Origin of the sequence: Bosea vaviloviae (assembly GCF_001741865.1) — a bacterium.
Lineage (GTDB): Bacteria > Pseudomonadota > Alphaproteobacteria > Rhizobiales > Beijerinckiaceae > Allobosea > Allobosea vaviloviae.
This window is the reverse complement of record NZ_CP017148.1, coordinates 115,045-133,938: the sequence shown is the minus strand read 5'-3', so window position 1 is coordinate 133,938 and position 18,894 is coordinate 115,045. Positions and strand designations below refer to the sequence as shown.

Below are 18,894 nucleotides of genomic sequence, written 5' to 3'. Positions count from 1 at the left end.
GGTTCAGGACCATGAGAAAGAAGGAAGAAGGACCGCGCGCCGACATCTATGCACGCATCACGGAGCGCATCGTCGCGGAGCTGGAGAAGGGCGTTCGCTCCTGGGTGCGGCCCTGGAGCACGGGCAATATGAGCGGGCGGATCACCCGGCCCCTGCGCCACAATGGCGGGCCCTACACCGGAATGAACGTCCTGCTGCTGTGGTCCGAGGCCATGGCTCGGGGCTATTCCGCCCCGGTCTGGATGACTTTCCGGCAGGCGACAGAGCTTGGCGCGCATGTCCGCAAGGGCGAAACCAGTTCAACTGTCATCTATGCGAGTCGCTTCACCCGGTCTCAAACCGACGCGCATGGTGACGAGGTCGAGAAGGACATCCCGTTCCTCAAGGCCTACGGCGTCTTCAACGTCGAGCAGATCGAGGGCTTGCCGGAGCACTATTACCTCAGGCCGGCACCGATCCTCGATCCGGTCGAGCGCATCGAGCACGCCGACCGCTTCTTCGCCAATACCGGCGCGGTGATCCGGCATGGCGGCGCGCAGGCGTTCTATTCGCCCTCGACCGACCACATCCAGATGCCACCCTTCGAGACCTTCCGCGATGCTGCCGGATATGTCGCCGTGCTCAGCCATGAGAGCGTGCATTGGACGGCGGACTCGCGTCGCGTCGGCCGCGATCTCAGCCGTTACAGCAGGGATCACACTGAACGCGCCCGGGAGGAGCTGGTCGCCGAGATCGGTTCGGCGCTGCTCTGCGCCGATCTCGGCATCGTGCCGGAACTGGAACTGAGGCCCGATCACGCCGCCTATGTCGCAAGTTGGCTTAAGGTCCTCTCGGACGACAAGCGGGCGATCTTCCAGGCGGCCGCGCATGCGCAGCGCGCCGTCGCCTATCTGCACGGATTGCAGCCGGAATCCGAAGCGGAGCGAGAGGCCGCCTGATCCCGCATACATCGCATTCGGAAGGGAGAGGCGAGTGCCCTCCCTTCCTCCGGTTGCGGATGTGGCAAGGAGAGCCCGGCCGCGGCGTTGAACCAGGGCCGTCTTTCTCTCAATGACTGGCCAGCATACCGGCGGTCGGGCCGCGTCAAGGACGCGCGGTGCCCCCAATTTTACCCCCGCTGCGCGACGACAAAATCGGCTCCCCCACGCGCCGGCGCTGGCGGTTCGCTGCGATCCATGACCCGTCCTCCAACACCGGCTCGCCCGCCTCCGTCATCGAAATGAACGAGGTTCACATGACATAGGTTCTCGACATCCACGCCGAAATCGCCGAGCTGCGCGCCGAGTTGGCGCCCTGCATCCTCACCCGCAAGGAGCGCGCCGAGACGTTTCGACGCCTCAACGATCTGCTCGCGGAGGTGAAGCGCCGGCGCCGCGAAGCCGAGGGGGCGTGAGCCCCCTCTTTCTTTGTCGGCGCCGGTATCACCGGCGGATTGCATCTCGGGAGGCCGGCCACGCGCCTCGGGGCGGCCCCACTTCGCGAAGGGCTCTCTCGCGGGCATGACCTGCTGGGCGGACAGGCTGCTGCGGCCGTGCCGCCTTGCCCGAGTCCGGTGAGAGTGATGGTCGGCGGGGTCCCTGGATCACGCGGTGAGCGCTTGTCGACGGACTCCGCGTCGACCGCCTGGCGAAGCCAAGTTCGACATCGGGCCGGAGCAGATTCTCGAGGGTTCTGGTGTCCGAGCTGGTTCGCGGTGTGCGAGGCCTCGATGCCGGAGATCGACATCGGTCTCACGGAGAAGATGGCCTGCGTGGGTCGAAGCGATCTCCGGCGCCTGTCGTCATTCCCCCGCGGTTTGCAAAGGCCACCCCCAAGCGCAGACCCGATGTGGCAGGTCTGGCCGAGGGACGCGCGCTGCGCGCTCTCGATCTTGTCCCCGCAACGGCCCGAGCCGGCTTTTTTCCGCCACCGGCCCCCCGATAGGATGGCCGGCTTTGCATCGCGAAGCAAAAAAGCCGCCTCTGGCCGCCTTCCACTTCGTTCCAGCCCCGAAAGGGGTGCGGGCCGATCGCCCCCGGCCTCTCGACCGCCATCGGGTCGCGATGGGCGCGGCCCGGAAACAAGGGAATGAGACAATGGCCAACATCGGCAGCTTCACCACCAACGGCAACGGCTTCACCGGTTCGATCCGCACGCTGGCTCTCAACGTCAAGGCGCGGCTCGTCCGCATCGAGAATCCCTCAGAGAAGGGGCCCCACTTCCGGGTCTTCGCCGCCGCGAATGTCGAGCTCGGCGCCGCCTGGCAGAAGGTCTCCGGCGAGGGCCGCGATTACCTCTCGGTCAAGCTGGACGATCCGAGCTTCCCCGCCCCGATCTACGCCACCCTGGTCGAGGTGGAAGGCGAGGAGGGCCTGCAGCTGATCTGGTCCCGGCCGAACCGGGATTGATCGTCCGACAAGAGGGCCCCGCCGCGAAGCGGGGCCTTCGCTTTCGCCTCAGCCGTTGAGTGCGTCCTTGACCGCCTTGGCCGGCGTGAAGGTCAGCTTCTTCGAAGCCGCGACCTTGATCGTGGCGCCCGTGGCGGGGTTGCGGGCTTCGCGCTCCGGCTTGTCCTTCACCTTGAACTTGCCGAAGCCGGCGATGTTCGTCTCGCCGCCGCTGGCGGCGGCATCGGCGATCAGCTTAAACACGTTGTCGACGATGGTCTTCGCTTGCGCTTTGGTCAGACCCTGCTCGCTGGCGATCTTGTCGGCGATCTCGCTTGCTGTAGCCATGAGGAATGGTCTCCTGTTTTTCCGTTGCAAGCGCCCATGACAACATAAGCGCGGCGGCGGGGAAGACAGGTAACGGCTGTGCGACTGTCAATCCACTGGAAATCGACACGAATCCGGCCAGCGCTCGACGGATGGGCTCCGGAAATCCGCGCGGCTTACCCGGTAAGGCAATCGAAGTAACCCCGGCGCCGCTTGCTCCGCTCGAGATGGCTCAGCGCGATGTCAGCCGCATCCGGCTGATCGAAGGTTTCCATCATCGACTGGCCGCCCGTGCCGATCCGGCCCCAGTTGCGTATGACCGACGCGCCGCCGAACAAAGTCGGTTGAATCGACAGCCCATAGAAGCGTCGCATGTTCCGCGTCGGATCGATGCGGCGGAGATGAAGCGGTCCTGTCTCGGATGTGGGCATGGCTGGAATCGTCGCCTCACGGCGATGCGACGTCCAACGACTTCGATGAATCGATTGCCCGTGACCGATTCATGCCGCTGATGCGTTCGGCCGGATCCCACCCGACGCAATCCGCCCAACCTTACGCCGTTGATTAGGTTGCCAACGTGGGTGCTTCCCGCGCCAACTGGAGGGACTCTCTGGTCGGCCCATGATACGGCCGGCGGAGCCCGCCTCAAGGACGCGCGGTCCCCCCAAAATGCTAACGCATTTCGGCTCCCCCGCGCGCCGCCTTCGGCGGTCGGCTGGCGCCGATCCTTGACCCGGCCTCCACCGGCGCGTGGCGCGCCTTCGTCCATTCGAGACGAAGGAGGATCTCATGACCATGCCGATCGATCAGCAAATTGCCGAACTCAAGGCCGAACTGGCCAATGCCTGCCTGACGCCGCGCGAGCGCCGCGATGCGAAGCGCGAACTCGAATTCCTGACCGAACAGGATCGAAGCGAGGCTGAGACGGCGTATTTCGCGAGGGTCGAAATCTGGGCGGTGCGTCACTCCGCCGAGCTTGCCGCACTGCCGTTCTGACATCACGATCCGAAACAGCCGGTCCGACGCCAGGCGCGTCGGGCCGACTTTTCGTATGTCGCCAGTCGCGACAGGGCTGGAAGCCTATTTTCGCAAGCGGGCCTGGGCTGCGATCCGTTCATCGGCTTTACCCTTGTCCGCAAGGGCTGAGGCCAATTCATCATAGTCGACGCCTTTGCGCTTGAGCGCCCGGCGCGCATCGTCTTCAGTGAACCCCAGCAGCTCGAAGACGCTCATGTTCAGCCGCGCGGCGATCCGCTCGATCGTCCGAAGGGTCGGATTCCCCTTGGCGCGCGAGACATCGTAATAGGTGCCCTTGCCGATGCCGAGTTTGCTGATGAAGCCAGGCGAGTCGTTGCTCTGCGCTTCCAGCTCCTGCAGGCGCATCGCCAGCATCTCGTTCAGAATGGACTGCTCGCCCTCGCGGGGACGGCGCACATTGACCATGGTGATGATCTGACCTTCGAGGCAGGATAAAATTCTCCGTGCAGCCCCCCACACAGTGTCATCAATCTATTATACTGACCAATGGTTATCAATATATCGAATTAGAATAGTTCCGTCTGGAACGACGATTGCTGGTTGTGTCGCGGGGCTGAGTGGGCCGTTCGAAGATCAACTTGGCGCATCCGGCCGAGGGCCGGCCCGGGCTCTCCTCGCGCCATGCCGGCGCTCACCGAACCGCCTTGAGGCGTTTCGGCCGGAGGGAACGATCCCTTGCGCAACTCTGGTCAGTGGGGTGGTGGTCTGTCACCTAGACCGGGAGCGCCGGCATCGGCTCGTCGCCGGGCGACCAGGTCCAGGCCGATAGGTCGCTCGAAGCGATCAGCGCATCGAGAGCCAGGCGATAGGCGGCGTCGGCCTCACGCGGCACGACGAACATGGCGAGCGGCGTCGGAGCGTCCTCATGCAGGACGACACTGGCCAGCGGTTGGCTCGCCGGGAGGTTGTAGCGCAGCCCCTTCAGGAAGCTGATTTTGCGCCGGGTCAGGGCATCGAGCAGGCCCGCCTCAGCGACGCTCTCGAACGGGATCCAGTTCTCGGTCACCACCATCAGCGCGATCGCCTCGACCGTCGCGACGCCGGCACTGTCGAGACCGAAGGTCGCGATCGCGACGAGATGCGTGTCCGGGTTCGCATTCCACAGCGAAAGCTCGCTGGCAAACACGACGCCCAGGCGCCGATGGATATCCTCGTTCAGCAGGAACGGGAATTTTGGCGCATGCTTGATTACCAGGCGATGACCCGAACGAGCCGGCGCGATGTCCTTCACCTCACCGACGACGAGCAGTAGCGGGCGGCCCTTGCCCATTGCTCCTACGGCTCGTGCCATGAATGCGGATCGACGCTGGGCGATCTCCGCTTCGCGCTCGGACTGAAACCTCTCCGGGACGTAGAGAATGTCGGGCAGCGCCTTGCCCTTACTGGTCTTGCCCTCGGCCGCCTCGAGCAGGAATTTTCGGATGACGGCCCAGTTGCGTTTGCCGGCCATGCCTCGCCGCCAACGGTTGAATCCAGCCTGGTCCCAGAGATAGTGCAGGAGGGCGCGGAGCGTCAGCTTGGTCCCATCGCTGCGGACCTCGCCCTTGTCAGGCGTCGCGCTTGGAGCCGGCGGCGCGCGGGCGGGCGATTTCGTCAGGCTGAAGTCGAGCTTGAGCAGCGTATTTCCGGTGTCCAGATCCTCGCTGATCGCCGAGCCGGCGACCGCGCCAAGCCCCGAAAGCTCATAAGGCGGTTCATAGGATGCACAGATCGGATCATGCCGCGCTCCGGTCCCCGGCATGCGCTTCAGGATCAGGCGGCCCCCGACCCGGGCGATATAGAGCGGCAGCCCCGGATTGCGGCACAGGCACAACGGTCGGACGTGTCGAGCTTGAGCATCCGCCAGCCTGTCCTGCAGATCGGCCGCTTCAGTCGCGACAACCTCGCCTTCGATCGCAATCTGTCTCATTGCACGGCCATCGCGCGGTCCCTGCTGGCGACTGCAGCAGGACGATTATGCATCGGGACGGTCGGGTAAGCGATTGAGCTTTTCCAGAAAATCGCGAATGGCCTGGTCGATCAGCCGAAGCGGCTGGACCTGGCGCTCAGCGGCGATTTGGCGAATGACGAGATCGATCGGGCGCGGCAGACGCAACGCCAGCGGTCGCGAGGCCAACCGATCACCAAAGCCCTCAAACGGGTCGCGCTGACGGATTGGCATCGTTGGCCTGGCCTGCCTGGCGGTTCGATCTCGGGACCCTTCGCTCGCCGCCGGAAACTCCCCCGCTGGCCGCAACGGCTCCTCGCCATAGTCGGGCGTCACGATTGTCGGGCGAGGCGCCGAAGGACTGTCGATTCCCGATTTGCGGGGCAGGGCGAGACGAGGCTTGGCTTCGCTCACGAGATGCCCTCTTGGCTAGCGGCCAGGAGCTCGCGCACGACTTGGTCGGCATTGTAGCGGGCTTTCCGCACGGCCTCGTCCTTGTCGTTCATCTGATAGAGCGTGCCATGGCCATTGGTCATGGTGCGATAGGTGACCCGGCGATAGAGCGCGTTCTGGCAGAGCTTGACGCCCTCGCCGTCGAAGTAACCCAGCACTTCCCGGATCGGCACGGTGTTGCGATCGAGGCTGTCATACTCGTTGATCACGACGCGATAGACCGGCTCCGAAACACCCATCTCGGCCGCGCGCTTTTTCATGAAGCCGACGGTTCGGACGATCTGCGAGGCGTCGAACATCGAGACCTTGCAGGGCAGGATGACGAGGTCGGCGCGAAACGCCGTTTCAGTGATCCGCGTATCGGCGAAGCCCGGCGTGTCGATGATGACGGCATCGCGCTCGTCGAGCTCGTTCAGACGCTTCAGCACGGCAGCTTCGGTTGTCGCATGGACGATGTCGATGCCAGTGGGGTCGTGGCCGCGGGCTTTCGAGGAGGCATGCCATTGATAGGCGGAACCCTGCGGATCGGCGTCGATCAGACCGATCGCATAGCCCTGTTGCGCCAGTTCGCCCGCAAGCAGGATCGACATCGTCGTCTTGCCGCTGCCACCCTTCGGCGTCGCCACCGCGAAAATGCTCGCTATCATTCAGCCCTCGATCGCCTACTGACCGCATGCGTTACCAACGGGTTGATGCACGGGCTTAGTCATTAGTCAGTATATTGACTAAGCCTGTCAAGGCGGGCCTGCGGTGGTCCGGAACTCCATCGATCGTCGACCAAAGCGAGGCCGTGCTTCGCCGATGCCTTGGTCCTGACGTGCGGCGGCCACGGATCGGCGCAACGAGGTACTCCTGGAAACGTGGAGCAAGGAAGTACGACAGTGACCGACACACGCACTGCTGATGCCACGTGGTGCGGTGTTGCCGGAACATGGCAATGACGGGATCATGGCATCATACAGCGCAATTGCGCGGCAGTGCGTGACTGTAAAATGACGGAATACGTTACCCCGCTGACGCGGCAGTTCGACAATCGTGATCTCGTGGAAAGATGCTCTGCCCAGACGCGCGTCCGACGGAACGCACCGTTGCCGAAGGCGATGATTGATTGATTGCCGAACGTCGTCATCTCGGTGCCCCGGCATGCGTGGATATCATCGGCTGTCATGCCGTCGCTTCCAAAGCGGCCATTTCCGGGAATGCGCATCATCGACAGGCGGGTAGCGCGTGCTTGAGGTGTGCGGGAAAGTGCGAAGCAGGGACAGGGAGAAAGGTGGGTCAGTATTCCGACTTTTGATTGACAAGATACCGGTTTGTGGGCCAAACCAAGGGAGGCTGCGAGGTGCAGCCGTTCGCTGGCGCGACATTGCCTCACCGATTGCAGGCAGCAGCGCGACCGTCGGGCAGCCGGAAAAGAAGGGAGGGTGCGGTGGCTCAAGCGAAGTGCCGTCCGCGGGAAAAGCCTCGGCTCCGCACGGAATTGTCGGATGGTGACGCGGCTAGGCTGGACGAGGCGGTGGAGCTGTTCGGCTTGCCGAAGGCAGAGATCGTGCGCCGCCTGATCCGGGCATCCGTTCAGGCTGGGCCGGCGCTGTCGGCGGAGAACATGGAAGCTGTCCTAACCCTGGCGTCGGAGGTTCGGCAGGTTGGTCGCACTCTGGCGCAAATGCTGAGGATGATGCGGCAGGGTAGAGGGATGGAGCTCGCGGCGGCGGAGCAGGTCTGGAGCGAACTCCACGGCGCGATCGCCGCCATTGACGAAGAACTCACCGAGATGACTGTGGCGCACGGAGCCGGGCTCAGACGGCTTGCGCGTCTCTCGGTGATCGACATGGCTCCAACCAAAGGGCCCGCAGCATGAGCCAGGTCGACGTAATCGATCGCTGGACGGAAACGTTTCGTGGTGCTCGCGAGACGATTGCCCGTGGCCAAGCACAGCGCCGCCAGCCGGCTCCGATATCGGTGCAAGCGAGTGAGCGCGGCCAGGATTTTGGCCGGACGCCGCCGTCAACGATGATGGGCGCACATGCCATCTTGCAGGGCATTACAATCACCGGAGGGCGCGACGCCGAGCGCGAACGCCGTCTCGATACCGTCAAGGCAAAGGGCGGCGGCGGTGCGTTGCCGGCGCGCCAGGCGCCGCCGGCCCGGATTGAGGGCGGTGCGCTTGACCGGGCGCGTCGCCTGGCGACCGGTTATCAGCCGGCTGTGGTCAAGGTCATCTCCTTTGCCCATGGGGCCGCGCGCGCGACCGCAACCGGGCAATATGTCCAGCGCGATGACGTCGCGCTCGAAACGCATGATGGGCGCATTCTGGCGGATCGCGAGGCGGTCGCCGATGAAATCAATCAGTGGTCCAGGGCGTTCGAGACCCGGAAGGAGAGCCAGGATGTCGTCGCGATCAGGCTGAAGCTGCATGGCGTGCGCGATGCGCCGGCCGGACGAGAGACCTATGAGCGCGCGATCGCCTCAGGCTTCGCCGGCCACCGGCACGCTTTCCGGCTCGAGCCGACATCCGACGGGGAATTTGAGGCGCGGCTGGTGGTTGCGATGGCGGGTGCTGCAAAAGAGCGTTTCAGGGTCCGCGACGAGCAAATCGGCAGCGAGCAGGATGGCTTCAGCCAGAAGCGCCTCGATGCCCGATCGGAAGCGGCCATCAAGGCTCGGATCGAAGCGGCGATCGGCCATCCTCAGCATGCGATGAGCGTGGAACCGGGAACCTCGCGTCATGGACGCGACGGCGTCGCCTATCAGCTCAGGCAGCATATCGCGAAACATGGCGAGCTCACGGATGACCGTGGACAGTCCATCACTGACGCGGTCAGCGCCCGCGAGGCGGCGCGGGATTGGGGGCCGTCGCTGCGATCGCAGTCGCCGCGGGACACGATGCATTTGATGATCTCGGCCAAGGCCGGCACCGATGTCGGTGCTCTGGCCAATGCGGTCCGCGAGTTCCTGCATGACCGCTTCGCCGACCACAAGTTCATGTTTGGTGTCCACACCGACAAGGAGGCCGAGGGGCATATTCACGCCCACGCCGTCATCACCGTGAAAAGCGAGGCGGGCCAGAAGATCCATCCGAGCAAGGATGATTTTCGGACCTGGCGCGCGGTCTATGCCGAACATGCGCGCGCCCAGGGTCTCAAGATTGTTGCGACCTCGGCGATGGAGCGGGCGTCGTCACAGAGCTATGGCGCCAGGGACAAGGCAATTGTCCATGTGGCCGAACGCCCGCGCCCGGCGCGAGAGGCCCTTGATCGCACCTATGCGGGTGATCCCATCAATCAAGAGCTGATCGAAAAAGCGCGTCAGCGTATTGCGACGGCCCGCGAGAACCCGATCAAGCTGCCGCTGAGCAACGCCGACCGCCACGCCGTCAGCGAGGGCTTGAGGGGCTGGTCGGCGATTGCGCAAGAGGGGGCATCGGGCGCGCTCGCGTTGGAAATGGTCCAGCGGTTGACGATGGCGCAGACGTTGGGCGGCATCATTCACACCCTTGAGAAACGCATGCAGCATTGGTTGGGTAAGGAGGACAAGCCGGTGGCGATCACATCAGAGCAGATGGCGAAGGATCTTCGCGCCATGAACGATGCAGTCTCGCGCACGACCGACCTTCTGGAAGGCGCGACCAAGGACCAATTCCGCGAGACAGCGGCGCGCTATCTCGAAACCCTGGCGATGCGGGTGGATTTTCAGCGGATGCAGGAACGAGGGGTTCATGAGCTGTCACGCGGAGATATCGAGCGAATGGCCGGCGTCTCTGCAGACCGGCTGATCGAGCGCGTCGAAGCTGTGAGATTAAAAGAGAATCATGAAGCTGCGGACGCCCAGCGGCTATCGGATCGCGCGATCGAGGTCGAACGCCGGCAGGAGGGCCGGGGCGGAATGGATCCGCAATCGCAGCGCGAGTTGCCATCAGAGCGCGCCATTGTCAACGCTGCGCAGCAATCTGCCACGCGTGAGGCGCGTGAAGCTGCCGCGGCGTTAGAAGCGGCTCGGATGCTTGCGGAATCGCCTGGTCAGCCTTTGCCGAACGCGCTCCTGCAGACTGATGCGCTGGCCAAGTTGAAGGCTGAGCAGGAGAAGGTCGTTGGTCAGGCCGAAACCGAGCGTGCAAAATCTCAATCGGTCAAGGGACAGCGACAGAAATGAGAGCCTTGTTTGGCTACCCGCCCGCAATGCTTGAGTCTTTGTCGGGCTGGGCACCAAGACAATACTGCCCATGCTAATAGAAGCCGCGTGCTGTTGGCAGGTAGATCGACGACGTATCGGATGCTGGCCGCGCATTCGGTACAGGGCGGCGGCTTTCGCCGCCGAGCTTGGTAGCGGTCAACCCGTTCAGCCAGCGTGAACGGCGACGCCCTCATGGCGAGTTCCGCAGCAAGGTTCAGCGTCAGGGCATTCGGAGCTGGCCCTCGCTGTGTTCTAAGCAGGCGCGCGGCGTCCCAAGTCCCGCTGGCGATGAAGTGATGAAGCTGGTCGTAGCCGACGTCACCGTCGCGCGCCGCCATCGGCTGGATGCTCTTGCGATCACCTGCGCCGATCAGCCCTGCCACATAAGCCGGACACATCCGCGCCCGCACCTTGTGCCCAAGAGCATCGAGAAACGGTGCAAGCCAGCGCTCAAGATCGGACTTCCAGCTCGCGTCCATGGCCGGCCCTCCATAAGCCGACCACCCATGAATCACGCAAACAGCGCCGCGGGAATCCTAAAAATGCGGCCCAACTCAAAAATCTGCCAAAGTAGTGCTAGTATTCAGGAGGGCCGCCCACCGGCTTGGGCGGGACCAAATTTCCACCTGACACCGCCTGCCATCGCTCGGCCGTTTCGCAGATCCTTGCGAGTTTGGAGAAGGAGTTTGAGGTCTCGTTTGTGAATCGCACCATCATGCCGGTGCAGGTCACGCCCGCCGGCCGGGCCCTGCTGGAAGGCGCGGAGGAATGTCCACTTTCAACTGGGCAAGATCGGTCATGCCGCCATCTTCGCGTTCGCAGCCAATACTTCATCGGAGGAGCGGCCGACGATCTCCTCATAGAGCACGGGGTCCGTAGCTCCTTCGGTGTTGATCAGGAAAACCCTCGACTGTTCGTTCAGTCCGATCTGCTTCCGAAGTTCCGGGAGACGAGCAACCTGGCTCAAGGCAGCCAAGCCAACGCCGCCGCTTTCGCCGGCGACTATCGCTGGGTCGCCGCTGATCGGGTAAGCTAACCGCTTCATGGTATCGACAGCTTCGCTGTCTTCGACCGTCATGAAGGCGTCAGCGATGCGCGAAAGGATACGCCAGGCCACGAGCGATGGCTCATAGCATTCGAGCATCGCCATGATGGTCGGCTCACCGTGGTCGACCTTGACCGGACGACCAGCGCGGGCGCTCTCGAACAGACAGGCGGCCTTAGACGGGTCGACGACGACGAAGTACGGGCGCTTGTCACCCAGTACCTCCGAGAAATAGGCGGCCGCGGCTGCGGCAACGCCCCCTACGCCTGCCTGAACGAAGACGTGCGTGGGCACCTGAGGAATTTCCTTCAGAGCCTCGCTCAGAAGCGCGGTGTAGCCCTGCATAACCAAACCTGGAATGCGTTCGTAACCGGGCCAGGAGGTGTCCGATACAATAACCCAGGCATTCTTCTCGGCGACGCGGGCAGCCTCTGCGACAGAGTCGTCGTAGTTGCCGGCGACGCGGACCATTTGAGCGCCGTAGCGAGCGATAGCGGCGACGCGTTCATCGCTCACGCCGGAGTGGACGAAGATCACGCAGCGAGCACCTATCAACTGCGCGCCCTGAGCGACTGAGCGACCGTGGTTTCCGTCGGTCGCACAAGCCACGGTGAACTGAGCCGCCACATTGCGGACGTCCGGCGAATTGAAATCGGCGATGTCGATTTCGCGGCCCAATTGCTTTGATGCCTCCTCCACGATCAGACGAATGACAGCGTAGGCGCCGCCTAGGGCCTTGAAGCTACCAAGGCCAAGCCGGTGACCCTCATCCTTGATGTGGATCGACGAAACGCGAAGCGCACCGGCCAACTGCGGCAATGAAACCAGCGGCGTCGCCTTGTGTCCCTCACGCTTCTGGAGAAAGCGCTCAACCTCTAACGCCGCCGACGGCCCCAGCATTTCCGCATCGACCGGATCGAGAGGCTTGCCGTGATCGGGGTTGCGATTGACGATCAGCATGTGTCGGGCCTTCAGCTGCAATAGTCGGTACAAAAATACAGTATTGCGCTTTTATCGAGCGTTGCGCTCCAATTGAGTAACTTCGCTGCAATTTTGCTCCAGTTTGGACTACAGATTCGCGCGAAATCATCGAGCGGCTCGCGGATCTGGACCAGCACGACAAGGCAGTTATCCGGACCCTGCAGCAAGACACCAAGACGTCGCAGCGGGAGAAGCGGAGGCGGTCGATCTCGGCGGATGTCGACCAGCGCCGCATGCAGCGCATTAAACAAACCGGCGTCATCCAAGCCAATATCGGCGACGATCTCGCCGGGCTGAAACACGACCTGGGGCGGCTCGACAATTGGGTGGCCGATCACGGCGACAATCGTGTCAACCCGGCAAGATCGTGCGGCCGCTGCGCATGGACAACCGCAACCTGATGCGCTTCGCACCCGGCTATGCCACGCCGGTCCCCATGGAGACCGCGCTCGACTGGACCGATCGGCGCGGAGGGCAACAACAACGGCACCTGCCGGAAGTTGGCAGGCGGCACGATGTGCCCGTCGTACCGCGACGCGCGAAAAGCAGCATCTCCCCCGTGGCCGGGCCAATACTGCCGGCCGTGTGCTAGGGTGCTGAAACCGATCTTTCGTCGCTGACTGAACTAGATCCATGATGGGACGAAGCGCAACGCCGTGCACGTGGCTCGCGTTCTGGTTGACGCATTGAAGCCGAACGCTCCCCGCTACCACGACATATCAGCGCGGTCGGTGAAGGGCGACCGACCGCTTACCAATCATGCGCAAGGCCAGCTGGAAATGAACAAAAATTGCATTTCTATCATGAAATAAGAGCGCGATTCTCACGTATGTTGCAATATTAATGCACCTCGCTGGCGTCGCCTCATTTCTGCGCCTGCATCGTTTGCTGGTCGAGGTCCGAATATGCCCAGCTTTTCGCTCGCGACGGCCGATCGTGAACAAGTTGTGGCCGCGGCCCTTCGCTACGTCCGCGATGGCAGCTTTTTTGCGGAGATGAAGCCGCGGATTGCCATTGCCAGTGAGAGCCCCCGTTTGGACTCCCTCGAAGACAATTTGCGCTACCTCAATGGTGAGATACGACCTCTATTGGAAGCCATGGGCTTCCGCTGCGAGCAACTGGACAATCCGGCCGAGGCTCGGCTTCCTGCTCTCTTTGCTGAACGCATCGAAGATCCCGCGCTACCTACCATCCTGATCTACGGCCATGGCGATGTACTTTGGGGTATGTCCGGTGACTGGAAGGAGGGGCGCGATCCTTGGACGCTCGTCGAAGCTGAAGGCCGCCTCTATGGTCGAGGCATAGCCGATAACAAGGGGCAGCATTCGATCAACCTGGCTGCTTTGAGACTGGTCTTGGAAAGGCGCGGCTACCTCGGCTTCAATGTCAAAGTCCTGATCGAAATGGCGGAGGAGACCGGCTCTCTGGGCTTGGCCGATATCGCGCGGACTCACCGTGCGCGCTTGAAGGCGGATTGCTTGATCGCGTCCGACGGGCCGCGACTGGGAGCGAACTCGCCGACTCTGTTCTTAGGGGCGCGTGGTACTGTCGGCTTCAATCTGCACTGCGACCTACGCGAAGGCGCCTATCATTCCGGCAACTGGGGCGGCCTGCTGGCCAATCCGGGTATCCGGCTGACACATGCACTGGCTACGCTCACCGACGAGAAAGGCCGCATTGCGTTGCCAGAATGGCGTCCAGAGCGAATCCCCGAAAACGTCCGCGCCGCGCTTAAGAAGCTGAAGTTTGAAAAGGGCGCTGACGATCCTGAGATCGACGACAATTGGGGAGAGCCTGGCCTGGTTGGTCCGGAGCAAGTCTATGGCTGGTGCAACTTCGAGATCCTGGCGCTCACGTCCGGACGCCCTGAAGCCCCAATTGGGGCAGTTCCTCCCTCTGCCAGAGCAACATGCCAGTTGCGGTTCGTAGTCGGAGTCGATCCGCACAATGTGGTCCCCGCTTTGAGAGCTTACCTTGACGCGAGGGGCTTCACGGACATTCGTATCGAGGGACTTCGCGAGGACTTCTACCTAGCGACGCGCACGGATCTCGAGAATCCCTGGGCCAAGTTTGCCTTGGGGTCGATGGAGCAAACGATTGGCCGTGATGTAGCTCTTCAGCCGAACTTCGGCGGATCACTCCCAAACGATGTCTTTGCTGAGATTATCGGCATGCCGACGCTCTGGATTCCGCATTCCTACCCTGCCTGCTCCCAACACGCGCCGGACGAGCACATGCCAGTGACGATCGCCGAAGAGGGCATGCAGATCATGGCCGGGCTGTTCTGGGACCTCGGGTCCCCCGGGTCGCTCAACGGCATCGCCAAAACCTGACGATCCGTCTTTTCCAGCCTGCGAAATGCCGCTGTTCTCCCCAAAGAACAGCCTTGAATCACGCCTCGGCTGATTAGGGGATCCGCTTTGTCCGCGCGACCTAGCGACGCGGGTGTTCTAAGTTGATCGATTTGGCTATGCTGGCGAGCATTGGTTGATCGCCCGCTCGTTCGCGAAGAGGGATGCCTGCGCTGTCAGGTTGACCTATCGCGCCAACTGGGCGGGAGAATGCAGAACATTTCGTTGACCTCGGCATAGTCCGCGTAACCACAGCGGGCGACCGGATTGGCCGCGGCGGTATCGAACCGGCCATCCCTTAGGTAAGCGGCGTCGATATAGATGCCGACCACCTGGCCGATGACCATGAAGGTCGGAATGAGAGTTCCTTCGATGTCTCGCATTTGAAGGACTGAAATCAATTTGCATTCGAGAGCGGCGGGAGTGCCCGACACTCGGGGAGGGCGCACATATCGAGAAGCCTCCATCCCGAGTTTGGAATACGCATACTCGCTTTGTCCGCGCGGGAGGTCGGCGGACGTTTCATTCATTGCATCGGCCAGCCGCTTGGAGACGAAGGAGCAGGTGAATTCACGCGTCTCCTCGATGAACGTCACGGCATCTTTCTTTCCTTCGGAGCAGAAGGAAACGAGATGTGGTCGAGTGGCGACCGCATTGAAGAAGCTGTAGGGCGAGAGATTGATGGCGCCGCCCGCGCTCTGAGCTGTGATCCACCCAATCGGGCGCGGCGCGACGATGGCCTTGAGGGGGTCGTGTGCCAGTGAGATGTTGGCGCTCTCATCTGTGTAGATCATCCGCATATCCCGTTAGTGGAAGGGTCTCGAAAGCCTCGATTGAGGCCTACCGCTATGCGATAGAAGATATCGGGTTCGTGAGAGGCGTGCGCGTCAATTTCGGCCCGATATTGCAGCATTTTCTCATCTCACCGCTCGGGCTCTTGCCACCTAAGGCGAACCCCGATCGATACGAATCTAGAAAAAGCGCCCGATACTGGCTATAAACAGTGCAAAAATGCTGAAAAACGGGGCTGATGCATTGTGTATGCTTCAGTCGTCGTGTTTGGGGCGCCGCCTCCGATTCCGCCGCTCTAATGAAACAAATTTGCAGAAGCGGTGGGCAATTCGAGCGCAAGCTTCGTTCAGAACGGTCTAAACTTTTCGGCAATCGTGGACGGATCGGGATCAACCGATCTGCCAATCGGGGAATATAAAAAGGTGGAGGTTAGACATGTCTCGACAAATCAATCGGCGTAGAATTCTTCAGGGTGCCGGAGCAATCTCTTTGGCGGTTACCGGGCTCGTCAAGCCGGCGATAGCCAAGGCCATCCGCGGAACGGGCGAGCTGGTCGTATTCGATGGTGGTGGCGTCTGGGGCGAGGCTCAGCGCAAGGCCTATTTCGAGCCTTTCGAGCGAGAGACCGGCATTAAAGTCATCCGCAATCCGCGTGTGGAGACCGGCGCCGTTCGGGCTAGCATCCTGGCCGGTGCGCCCCGCTATGACGTGGCCGTCGCCGCAGGTGGCGTCACGCCGGGTTTCGAGCGCGACGGACTCCTCCTGCCCATCGACTACCAGTATTTCGAGAAAGAGGACCTTGAGGCGTTCACGCCCATCGCGACATCGAAATACACGTGCCCCCACATCGTCTACTCCCTCATTAGCGTGTACAGCAAAGCGGCGTTCCCCAACGAAGCGCCCAAGACTTGGGCCGATGTCTGGGACGTGAAGCGCTTTCCTGGCAAGCGCACGCTCGCTGGTGGCACTTGGGGTCCCACCGCTGCGGCGTATGAGATCGCCCTGCTGGCGGACGGCGTAGATCCGGCAAAGCTCTACCCGATCGATTGGGATAGGGCCTTCAAGAGTCTCGAGCGGATTAAGCCAAGCATCCTGAAGTGGTGGACTAGCGGGGCGGAGACCTCACAGCTGCTTATCGATAAGCAGGCCGTGATCGGTAGCGCCTGGAATGGACGTGTTTTCGGTGCGATCGAGGAAGGCGCAAACCTCGGTGTCAGCTGGGATCAGGGCATTATCCAGTACGACAACTGGTACGTGCTGAAGGGCGCTAAGAATGCCGAGAACGCGATGAAGTTCCTTGGCTTTAGCGCTCGGGCTGATCGCCAAGCGGAGTTTGCCAAGCACATTCTGTACTCCCCGCCGAATGCCAACGCGTTCAAGCTGATTGATCCAGCTCGCGCGGCCCTGCTCCCGACCAACGAGAAAGTGCGCGGTCTTCAGATCGTGCAAAACTACGACTTCTGGTCTCAACAGACGAAGGGCCAGGACAACGAGCGATACGCGGTCTCCCAGTGGGAAGCCTGGATCTCTGGCGTTCGGTGATCTTAGGGCCTCTCGAGCCGCCTGCACCAAGTGCTGCAGGCGGCTCGTAAGTCCGGCCTGGCCTTCACCATGGCTGCGGGATGGCGCAACGTGTGCGCCGTAGCTTTTTCTCCAAAGCAACATTGGCGGGTTGTACTGGTGACAAAATCGAACAAAGCGGCTTACGTAGCTCCCCTTATATTGCTGGGGCCAGTGTTGCTATTTGTTGCCGCGTTCTATCTCGTTCCCCTCGTCCAACTTTTTGGTGGAAGCTTTAGGGTCGGGGACGAATGGACCTTGGACGGCTACCGGCAAACCCTATCTCAGGCGGCGTTTGTACGAATCTTCTTCAGGACACTGACTCTTTCGATCATCGTCACGATCATTTGTTTATTGATCGGGTACCCGCTTGCGTACCAACTTTCGAAAGTGAAAGGCAGGGCGGCTGCCATTCTACTTCTGCTTGTTTCGTTGCCGTACATGACAAGCGTCCTGATCAGGACCTATGCATGGGTCATCATTTTGGCGCCCAATGGCGTGGTGAACAAGACTCTTCTGGGTGCGGGTCTGATCCAGGATCCGCTTGATCTGGTGTTCAATACGTTCGGCGTTTATGTCGGCATGGTCCAGATCCAGTTGCCGCTCATGGTCTTTCCGCTTTACGCGGCCATGATGCGTGTCGATCGGTCTTTGATCGACGCGGCCGCCAATCTCGGCAGCAATCCGGTGAGCGCGTTCCTTCACGCGTTCGCGCCTCTGACCGCCCCCGGCATCGTTAGCGGCTGCACACTCGTCTTTCTGTCCTGCCTCGGCTTCTACGTTACGCCGGCTCTCCTCGGCGGGGCAGGGGACTACATGCTCGCGCAAGGCATTACTGTCCGTGTGACGGCGCTCGCTGACTTTGTTGGTGCGACCACGCAATCAGTGATTTTGTTGAGCATTGTGATTGCGATGCTGATTATCTTCCGCTCGACGCTGGCCCCGGATACGGGAGAGGACAGGAGTACGAAAAAGCTGGCCGCGAAGAACGGGACGGGCCTCACCCGTTATCCGGATGCGCTTGAAAGCTTACGTTGCCGAATTCATCCGTTCGCCCGTTCGCTGTCGGAGGCGCTCGCCGTCATTCGGACCCCCCTGTTGTGGGCTACGACGGTCCTGGCATTCGTCTTTCTCCTTGTGCCACTGCTGGTCATCTTCCCCCTCGCATTCAGCTCGGCGTCCTACCTGACGTTCCCGCCTCCCGGCTATTCCCTGCGTTGGTTCAATACCTTCATTTCCAACGACATATGGCTTCGGGCGGCCTGGTTTAGTATCCAAACGTGCCTGCTGGCCTCTCTTTTCGCGGTCGCTTTGAGCGTTCCGGCAGCGTACGCGATCGTCCGTCAGCGCGCGCCAGCTCGTATCGCGATTTACATATTGCTGATCTCGCCGATCGTTCTGCCACACGTCGTGCTTGCGTTGGGTCTGTATTTCTTCCTTGGAAAGATCGGGCTTCTCGGGACCAAAGCGGGTTTCGTGATTGCGTACACCGTCGTCGGGATCCCTTATGCGCTGATCGCGATCGTCGGTGGCTTACGCCAGCTCGATGCCTCGCTTGAACGTGCGGCCCAAAGCCTCGGTGCGACTCCGATAACGGCCTTCAGGACGGTCACGCTTCCATTGCTCCTCCCGTCGTTGCTCAGTGCGATATTCTTCTCATTCATCATGGCATTCGACGATGTCATCTTGGGCTTGTTTCTAGGCGGTCCGAGCAGCGTACCGTTGTCTGTCCGGATGTGGGAAGACATCAAGCAAGAAATCAGCCCCCAAGTTTCTGTTGTCGCAGTGATTTTCTTTGCTGCACTGGCAGCCGCTTATCTGGTCCATCAACTCCTATCACTGCGAACGCCAGCCGTTGGCAATACTTTGAAGGACGACTGA

18 protein-coding genes and 2 pseudogenes are annotated in these 18,894 nt (G+C 61.7%); 9 read left to right on the top strand and 11 right to left on the bottom strand.

Translation table 11 applies throughout. The annotated features are described in order from the left end of the window. Positions 1-11 precede the first annotated feature (11 nt). On the top strand, positions 12-938 hold the full coding sequence (locus tag BHK69_RS30210; protein ID WP_069694177.1) for an ArdC family protein: 927 nt from the start codon (positions 12-14) through the stop codon (positions 936-938). A 1,137-nt stretch (positions 939-2,075) separates the two neighbouring features. Then, positions 2,076-2,387 (top strand): DUF736 domain-containing protein, encoded by a 312-nt coding sequence (locus tag BHK69_RS30205; RefSeq protein ID WP_069694176.1) that lies wholly within the window; start codon positions 2,076-2,078, stop codon positions 2,385-2,387. Between the two features lie 48 nt (positions 2,388-2,435). Here BHK69_RS30205 and BHK69_RS30200 read toward each other — a convergent pair whose 3' ends face one another. After that, entirely contained in the window at positions 2,436-2,714 is a 279-nt protein-coding gene (locus BHK69_RS30200; RefSeq protein ID WP_069694175.1) for an HU family DNA-binding protein, read from the bottom strand. A 155-nt stretch (positions 2,715-2,869) separates the two neighbouring features. Then, complete coding sequence (locus tag BHK69_RS30195) at positions 2,870-3,124, bottom strand: WGR domain-containing protein (protein WP_069694174.1); 255 nt, start codon at positions 3,122-3,124, stop codon at positions 2,870-2,872. A 358-nt stretch (positions 3,125-3,482) separates the two neighbouring features. Between BHK69_RS30195 and BHK69_RS30190 the strand changes: the two genes are divergently transcribed. Beyond that, on the top strand, positions 3,483-3,689 hold the full coding sequence (locus BHK69_RS30190; RefSeq protein ID WP_069694173.1) for a hypothetical protein: 207 nt from the start codon (positions 3,483-3,485) through the stop codon (positions 3,687-3,689). Positions 3,690-3,773: 84 nt separating this feature from the next. Here BHK69_RS30190 and BHK69_RS30185 read toward each other — a convergent pair whose 3' ends face one another. From BHK69_RS30185 to BHK69_RS32790, 5 genes are all read right to left on the bottom strand, one after another. Then, on the bottom strand, positions 3,774-4,136 hold the full coding sequence (locus BHK69_RS30185; protein ID WP_069694172.1) for a transcriptional regulator: 363 nt from the start codon (positions 4,134-4,136) through the stop codon (positions 3,774-3,776). A 307-nt stretch (positions 4,137-4,443) separates the two neighbouring features. Further along, positions 4,444-5,640, bottom strand: a complete 1,197-nt coding sequence (locus tag BHK69_RS30180; protein WP_069694171.1) for a DUF1173 domain-containing protein — start codon at positions 5,638-5,640, stop codon at positions 4,444-4,446. A gap of 45 nt (positions 5,641-5,685) precedes the next feature. Next, complete coding sequence (locus BHK69_RS32440; RefSeq protein ID WP_069694170.1) at positions 5,686-6,072, bottom strand: hypothetical protein; 387 nt, start codon at positions 6,070-6,072, stop codon at positions 5,686-5,688. Further along, the gene (locus BHK69_RS30170) at positions 6,069-6,758 is read right to left on the bottom strand and encodes a nucleotide-binding protein (protein WP_158516310.1); all 690 of its coding nucleotides are present in this window, start codon (positions 6,756-6,758) and stop codon (positions 6,069-6,071) included. Before BHK69_RS30170 ends, BHK69_RS32440 begins: the two co-directional genes overlap by 4 nt. Before the next feature lie 299 nt (positions 6,759-7,057). After that, positions 7,058-7,279, bottom strand: coding sequence for a hypothetical protein (locus BHK69_RS32790; protein WP_158516309.1), 222 nt, complete (start codon positions 7,277-7,279; stop codon positions 7,058-7,060). A gap of 348 nt (positions 7,280-7,627) precedes the next feature. Between BHK69_RS32790 and BHK69_RS30165 the strand changes: the two genes are divergently transcribed. Further along, positions 7,628-7,972, top strand: coding sequence for a hypothetical protein (locus tag BHK69_RS30165; protein WP_244548594.1), 345 nt, complete (start codon positions 7,628-7,630; stop codon positions 7,970-7,972). Beyond that, entirely contained in the window at positions 7,969-10,263 is a 2,295-nt protein-coding gene (locus BHK69_RS30160; RefSeq protein WP_069694168.1) for a relaxase/mobilization nuclease domain-containing protein, read from the top strand. The genes BHK69_RS30165 and BHK69_RS30160 overlap by 4 nt, the downstream gene beginning before the upstream one ends. Before the next feature lie 278 nt (positions 10,264-10,541). On the opposite strand, the pseudogene BHK69_RS31755 reads toward BHK69_RS30160, so the two are convergent. The 3 genes and pseudogenes from BHK69_RS31755 to BHK69_RS30150 all read right to left on the bottom strand — a co-directional run. After that, positions 10,542-10,763, bottom strand: a pseudogene (locus BHK69_RS31755) (transposase); the annotation flags it as partial. Between the two features lie 317 nt (positions 10,764-11,080). Beyond that, positions 11,081-12,289 (bottom strand): diaminopropionate ammonia-lyase, encoded by a 1,209-nt coding sequence (locus tag BHK69_RS30155; RefSeq protein WP_069694167.1) that lies wholly within the window; start codon positions 12,287-12,289, stop codon positions 11,081-11,083. A gap of 11 nt (positions 12,290-12,300) precedes the next feature. Then, positions 12,301-12,648, bottom strand: coding sequence for a hypothetical protein (locus tag BHK69_RS30150; protein ID WP_069694166.1), 348 nt, complete (start codon positions 12,646-12,648; stop codon positions 12,301-12,303). A gap of 17 nt (positions 12,649-12,665) precedes the next feature. On the opposite strand from BHK69_RS30150, the pseudogene BHK69_RS33335 reads away from it, so the two are divergent. Then, a pseudogene (locus BHK69_RS33335) lies at positions 12,666-12,886 on the top strand (hypothetical protein); the annotation flags it as partial. Positions 12,887-13,215: 329 nt separating this feature from the next. Next, positions 13,216-14,643, top strand: coding sequence for a M20 family metallopeptidase (locus tag BHK69_RS30145; protein ID WP_069694165.1), 1,428 nt, complete (start codon positions 13,216-13,218; stop codon positions 14,641-14,643). Positions 14,644-14,837: 194 nt separating this feature from the next. Here the strand turns inward: BHK69_RS30145 and BHK69_RS30140 are convergent, their stop codons facing one another. Next, positions 14,838-15,455, bottom strand: a complete 618-nt coding sequence (locus BHK69_RS30140; protein ID WP_083269972.1) for a flavin reductase family protein — start codon at positions 15,453-15,455, stop codon at positions 14,838-14,840. Positions 15,456-15,888: 433 nt separating this feature from the next. Between BHK69_RS30140 and BHK69_RS30135 the strand changes: the two genes are divergently transcribed. Beyond that, positions 15,889-16,995 carry an ABC transporter substrate-binding protein gene (locus BHK69_RS30135; protein ID WP_083269943.1) on the top strand — a complete coding sequence of 369 codons (1,107 nt, stop codon included), beginning with the start codon at positions 15,889-15,891 and terminating at the stop codon, positions 16,993-16,995. A 30-nt stretch (positions 16,996-17,025) separates the two neighbouring features. Further along, positions 17,026-18,894, top strand: a complete 1,869-nt coding sequence (locus tag BHK69_RS30130) for an ABC transporter permease subunit (protein ID WP_083269942.1) — start codon at positions 17,026-17,028, stop codon at positions 18,892-18,894.

Excerpts from the sequence above, each read along its gene's own strand:
- BHK69_RS32790 (WP_158516309.1), bottom strand. The coding sequence starts at position 7,279 with ATGACAGCCGATGATATCCACGCATGCCGGGGCACCGAGATGACGACG.
- BHK69_RS30160 (WP_069694168.1), top strand. The coding sequence starts at position 7,969 with ATGAGCCAGGTCGACGTAATCGATCGCTGGACGGAAACGTTTCGTGGT.
- BHK69_RS30180 (WP_069694171.1), bottom strand. The coding sequence starts at position 5,640 with ATGAGACAGATTGCGATCGAAGGCGAGGTTGTCGCGACTGAAGCGGCC.
- BHK69_RS30140 (WP_083269972.1), bottom strand. The coding sequence starts at position 15,455 with ATGATCTACACAGATGAGAGCGCCAACATCTCACTGGCACACGACCCC.
- BHK69_RS30205 (WP_069694176.1), top strand. The coding sequence starts at position 2,076 with ATGGCCAACATCGGCAGCTTCACCACCAACGGCAACGGCTTCACCGGT.
- BHK69_RS30185 (WP_069694172.1), bottom strand. The coding sequence starts at position 4,136 with ATGGTCAATGTGCGCCGTCCCCGCGAGGGCGAGCAGTCCATTCTGAAC.
- BHK69_RS30200 (WP_069694175.1), bottom strand. The coding sequence starts at position 2,714 with ATGGCTACAGCAAGCGAGATCGCCGACAAGATCGCCAGCGAGCAGGGT.
- BHK69_RS30210 (WP_069694177.1), top strand. The coding sequence starts at position 12 with ATGAGAAAGAAGGAAGAAGGACCGCGCGCCGACATCTATGCACGCATC.
- BHK69_RS30170 (WP_158516310.1), bottom strand. The coding sequence starts at position 6,758 with ATGATAGCGAGCATTTTCGCGGTGGCGACGCCGAAGGGTGGCAGCGGC.
- BHK69_RS30190 (WP_069694173.1), top strand. The coding sequence starts at position 3,483 with ATGACCATGCCGATCGATCAGCAAATTGCCGAACTCAAGGCCGAACTG.
- BHK69_RS30145 (WP_069694165.1), top strand. The coding sequence starts at position 13,216 with ATGCCCAGCTTTTCGCTCGCGACGGCCGATCGTGAACAAGTTGTGGCC.
- BHK69_RS30155 (WP_069694167.1), bottom strand. The coding sequence starts at position 12,289 with ATGCTGATCGTCAATCGCAACCCCGATCACGGCAAGCCTCTCGATCCG.
- BHK69_RS30135 (WP_083269943.1), top strand. The coding sequence starts at position 15,889 with ATGTCTCGACAAATCAATCGGCGTAGAATTCTTCAGGGTGCCGGAGCA.
- BHK69_RS30195 (WP_069694174.1), bottom strand. The coding sequence starts at position 3,124 with ATGCCCACATCCGAGACAGGACCGCTTCATCTCCGCCGCATCGATCCG.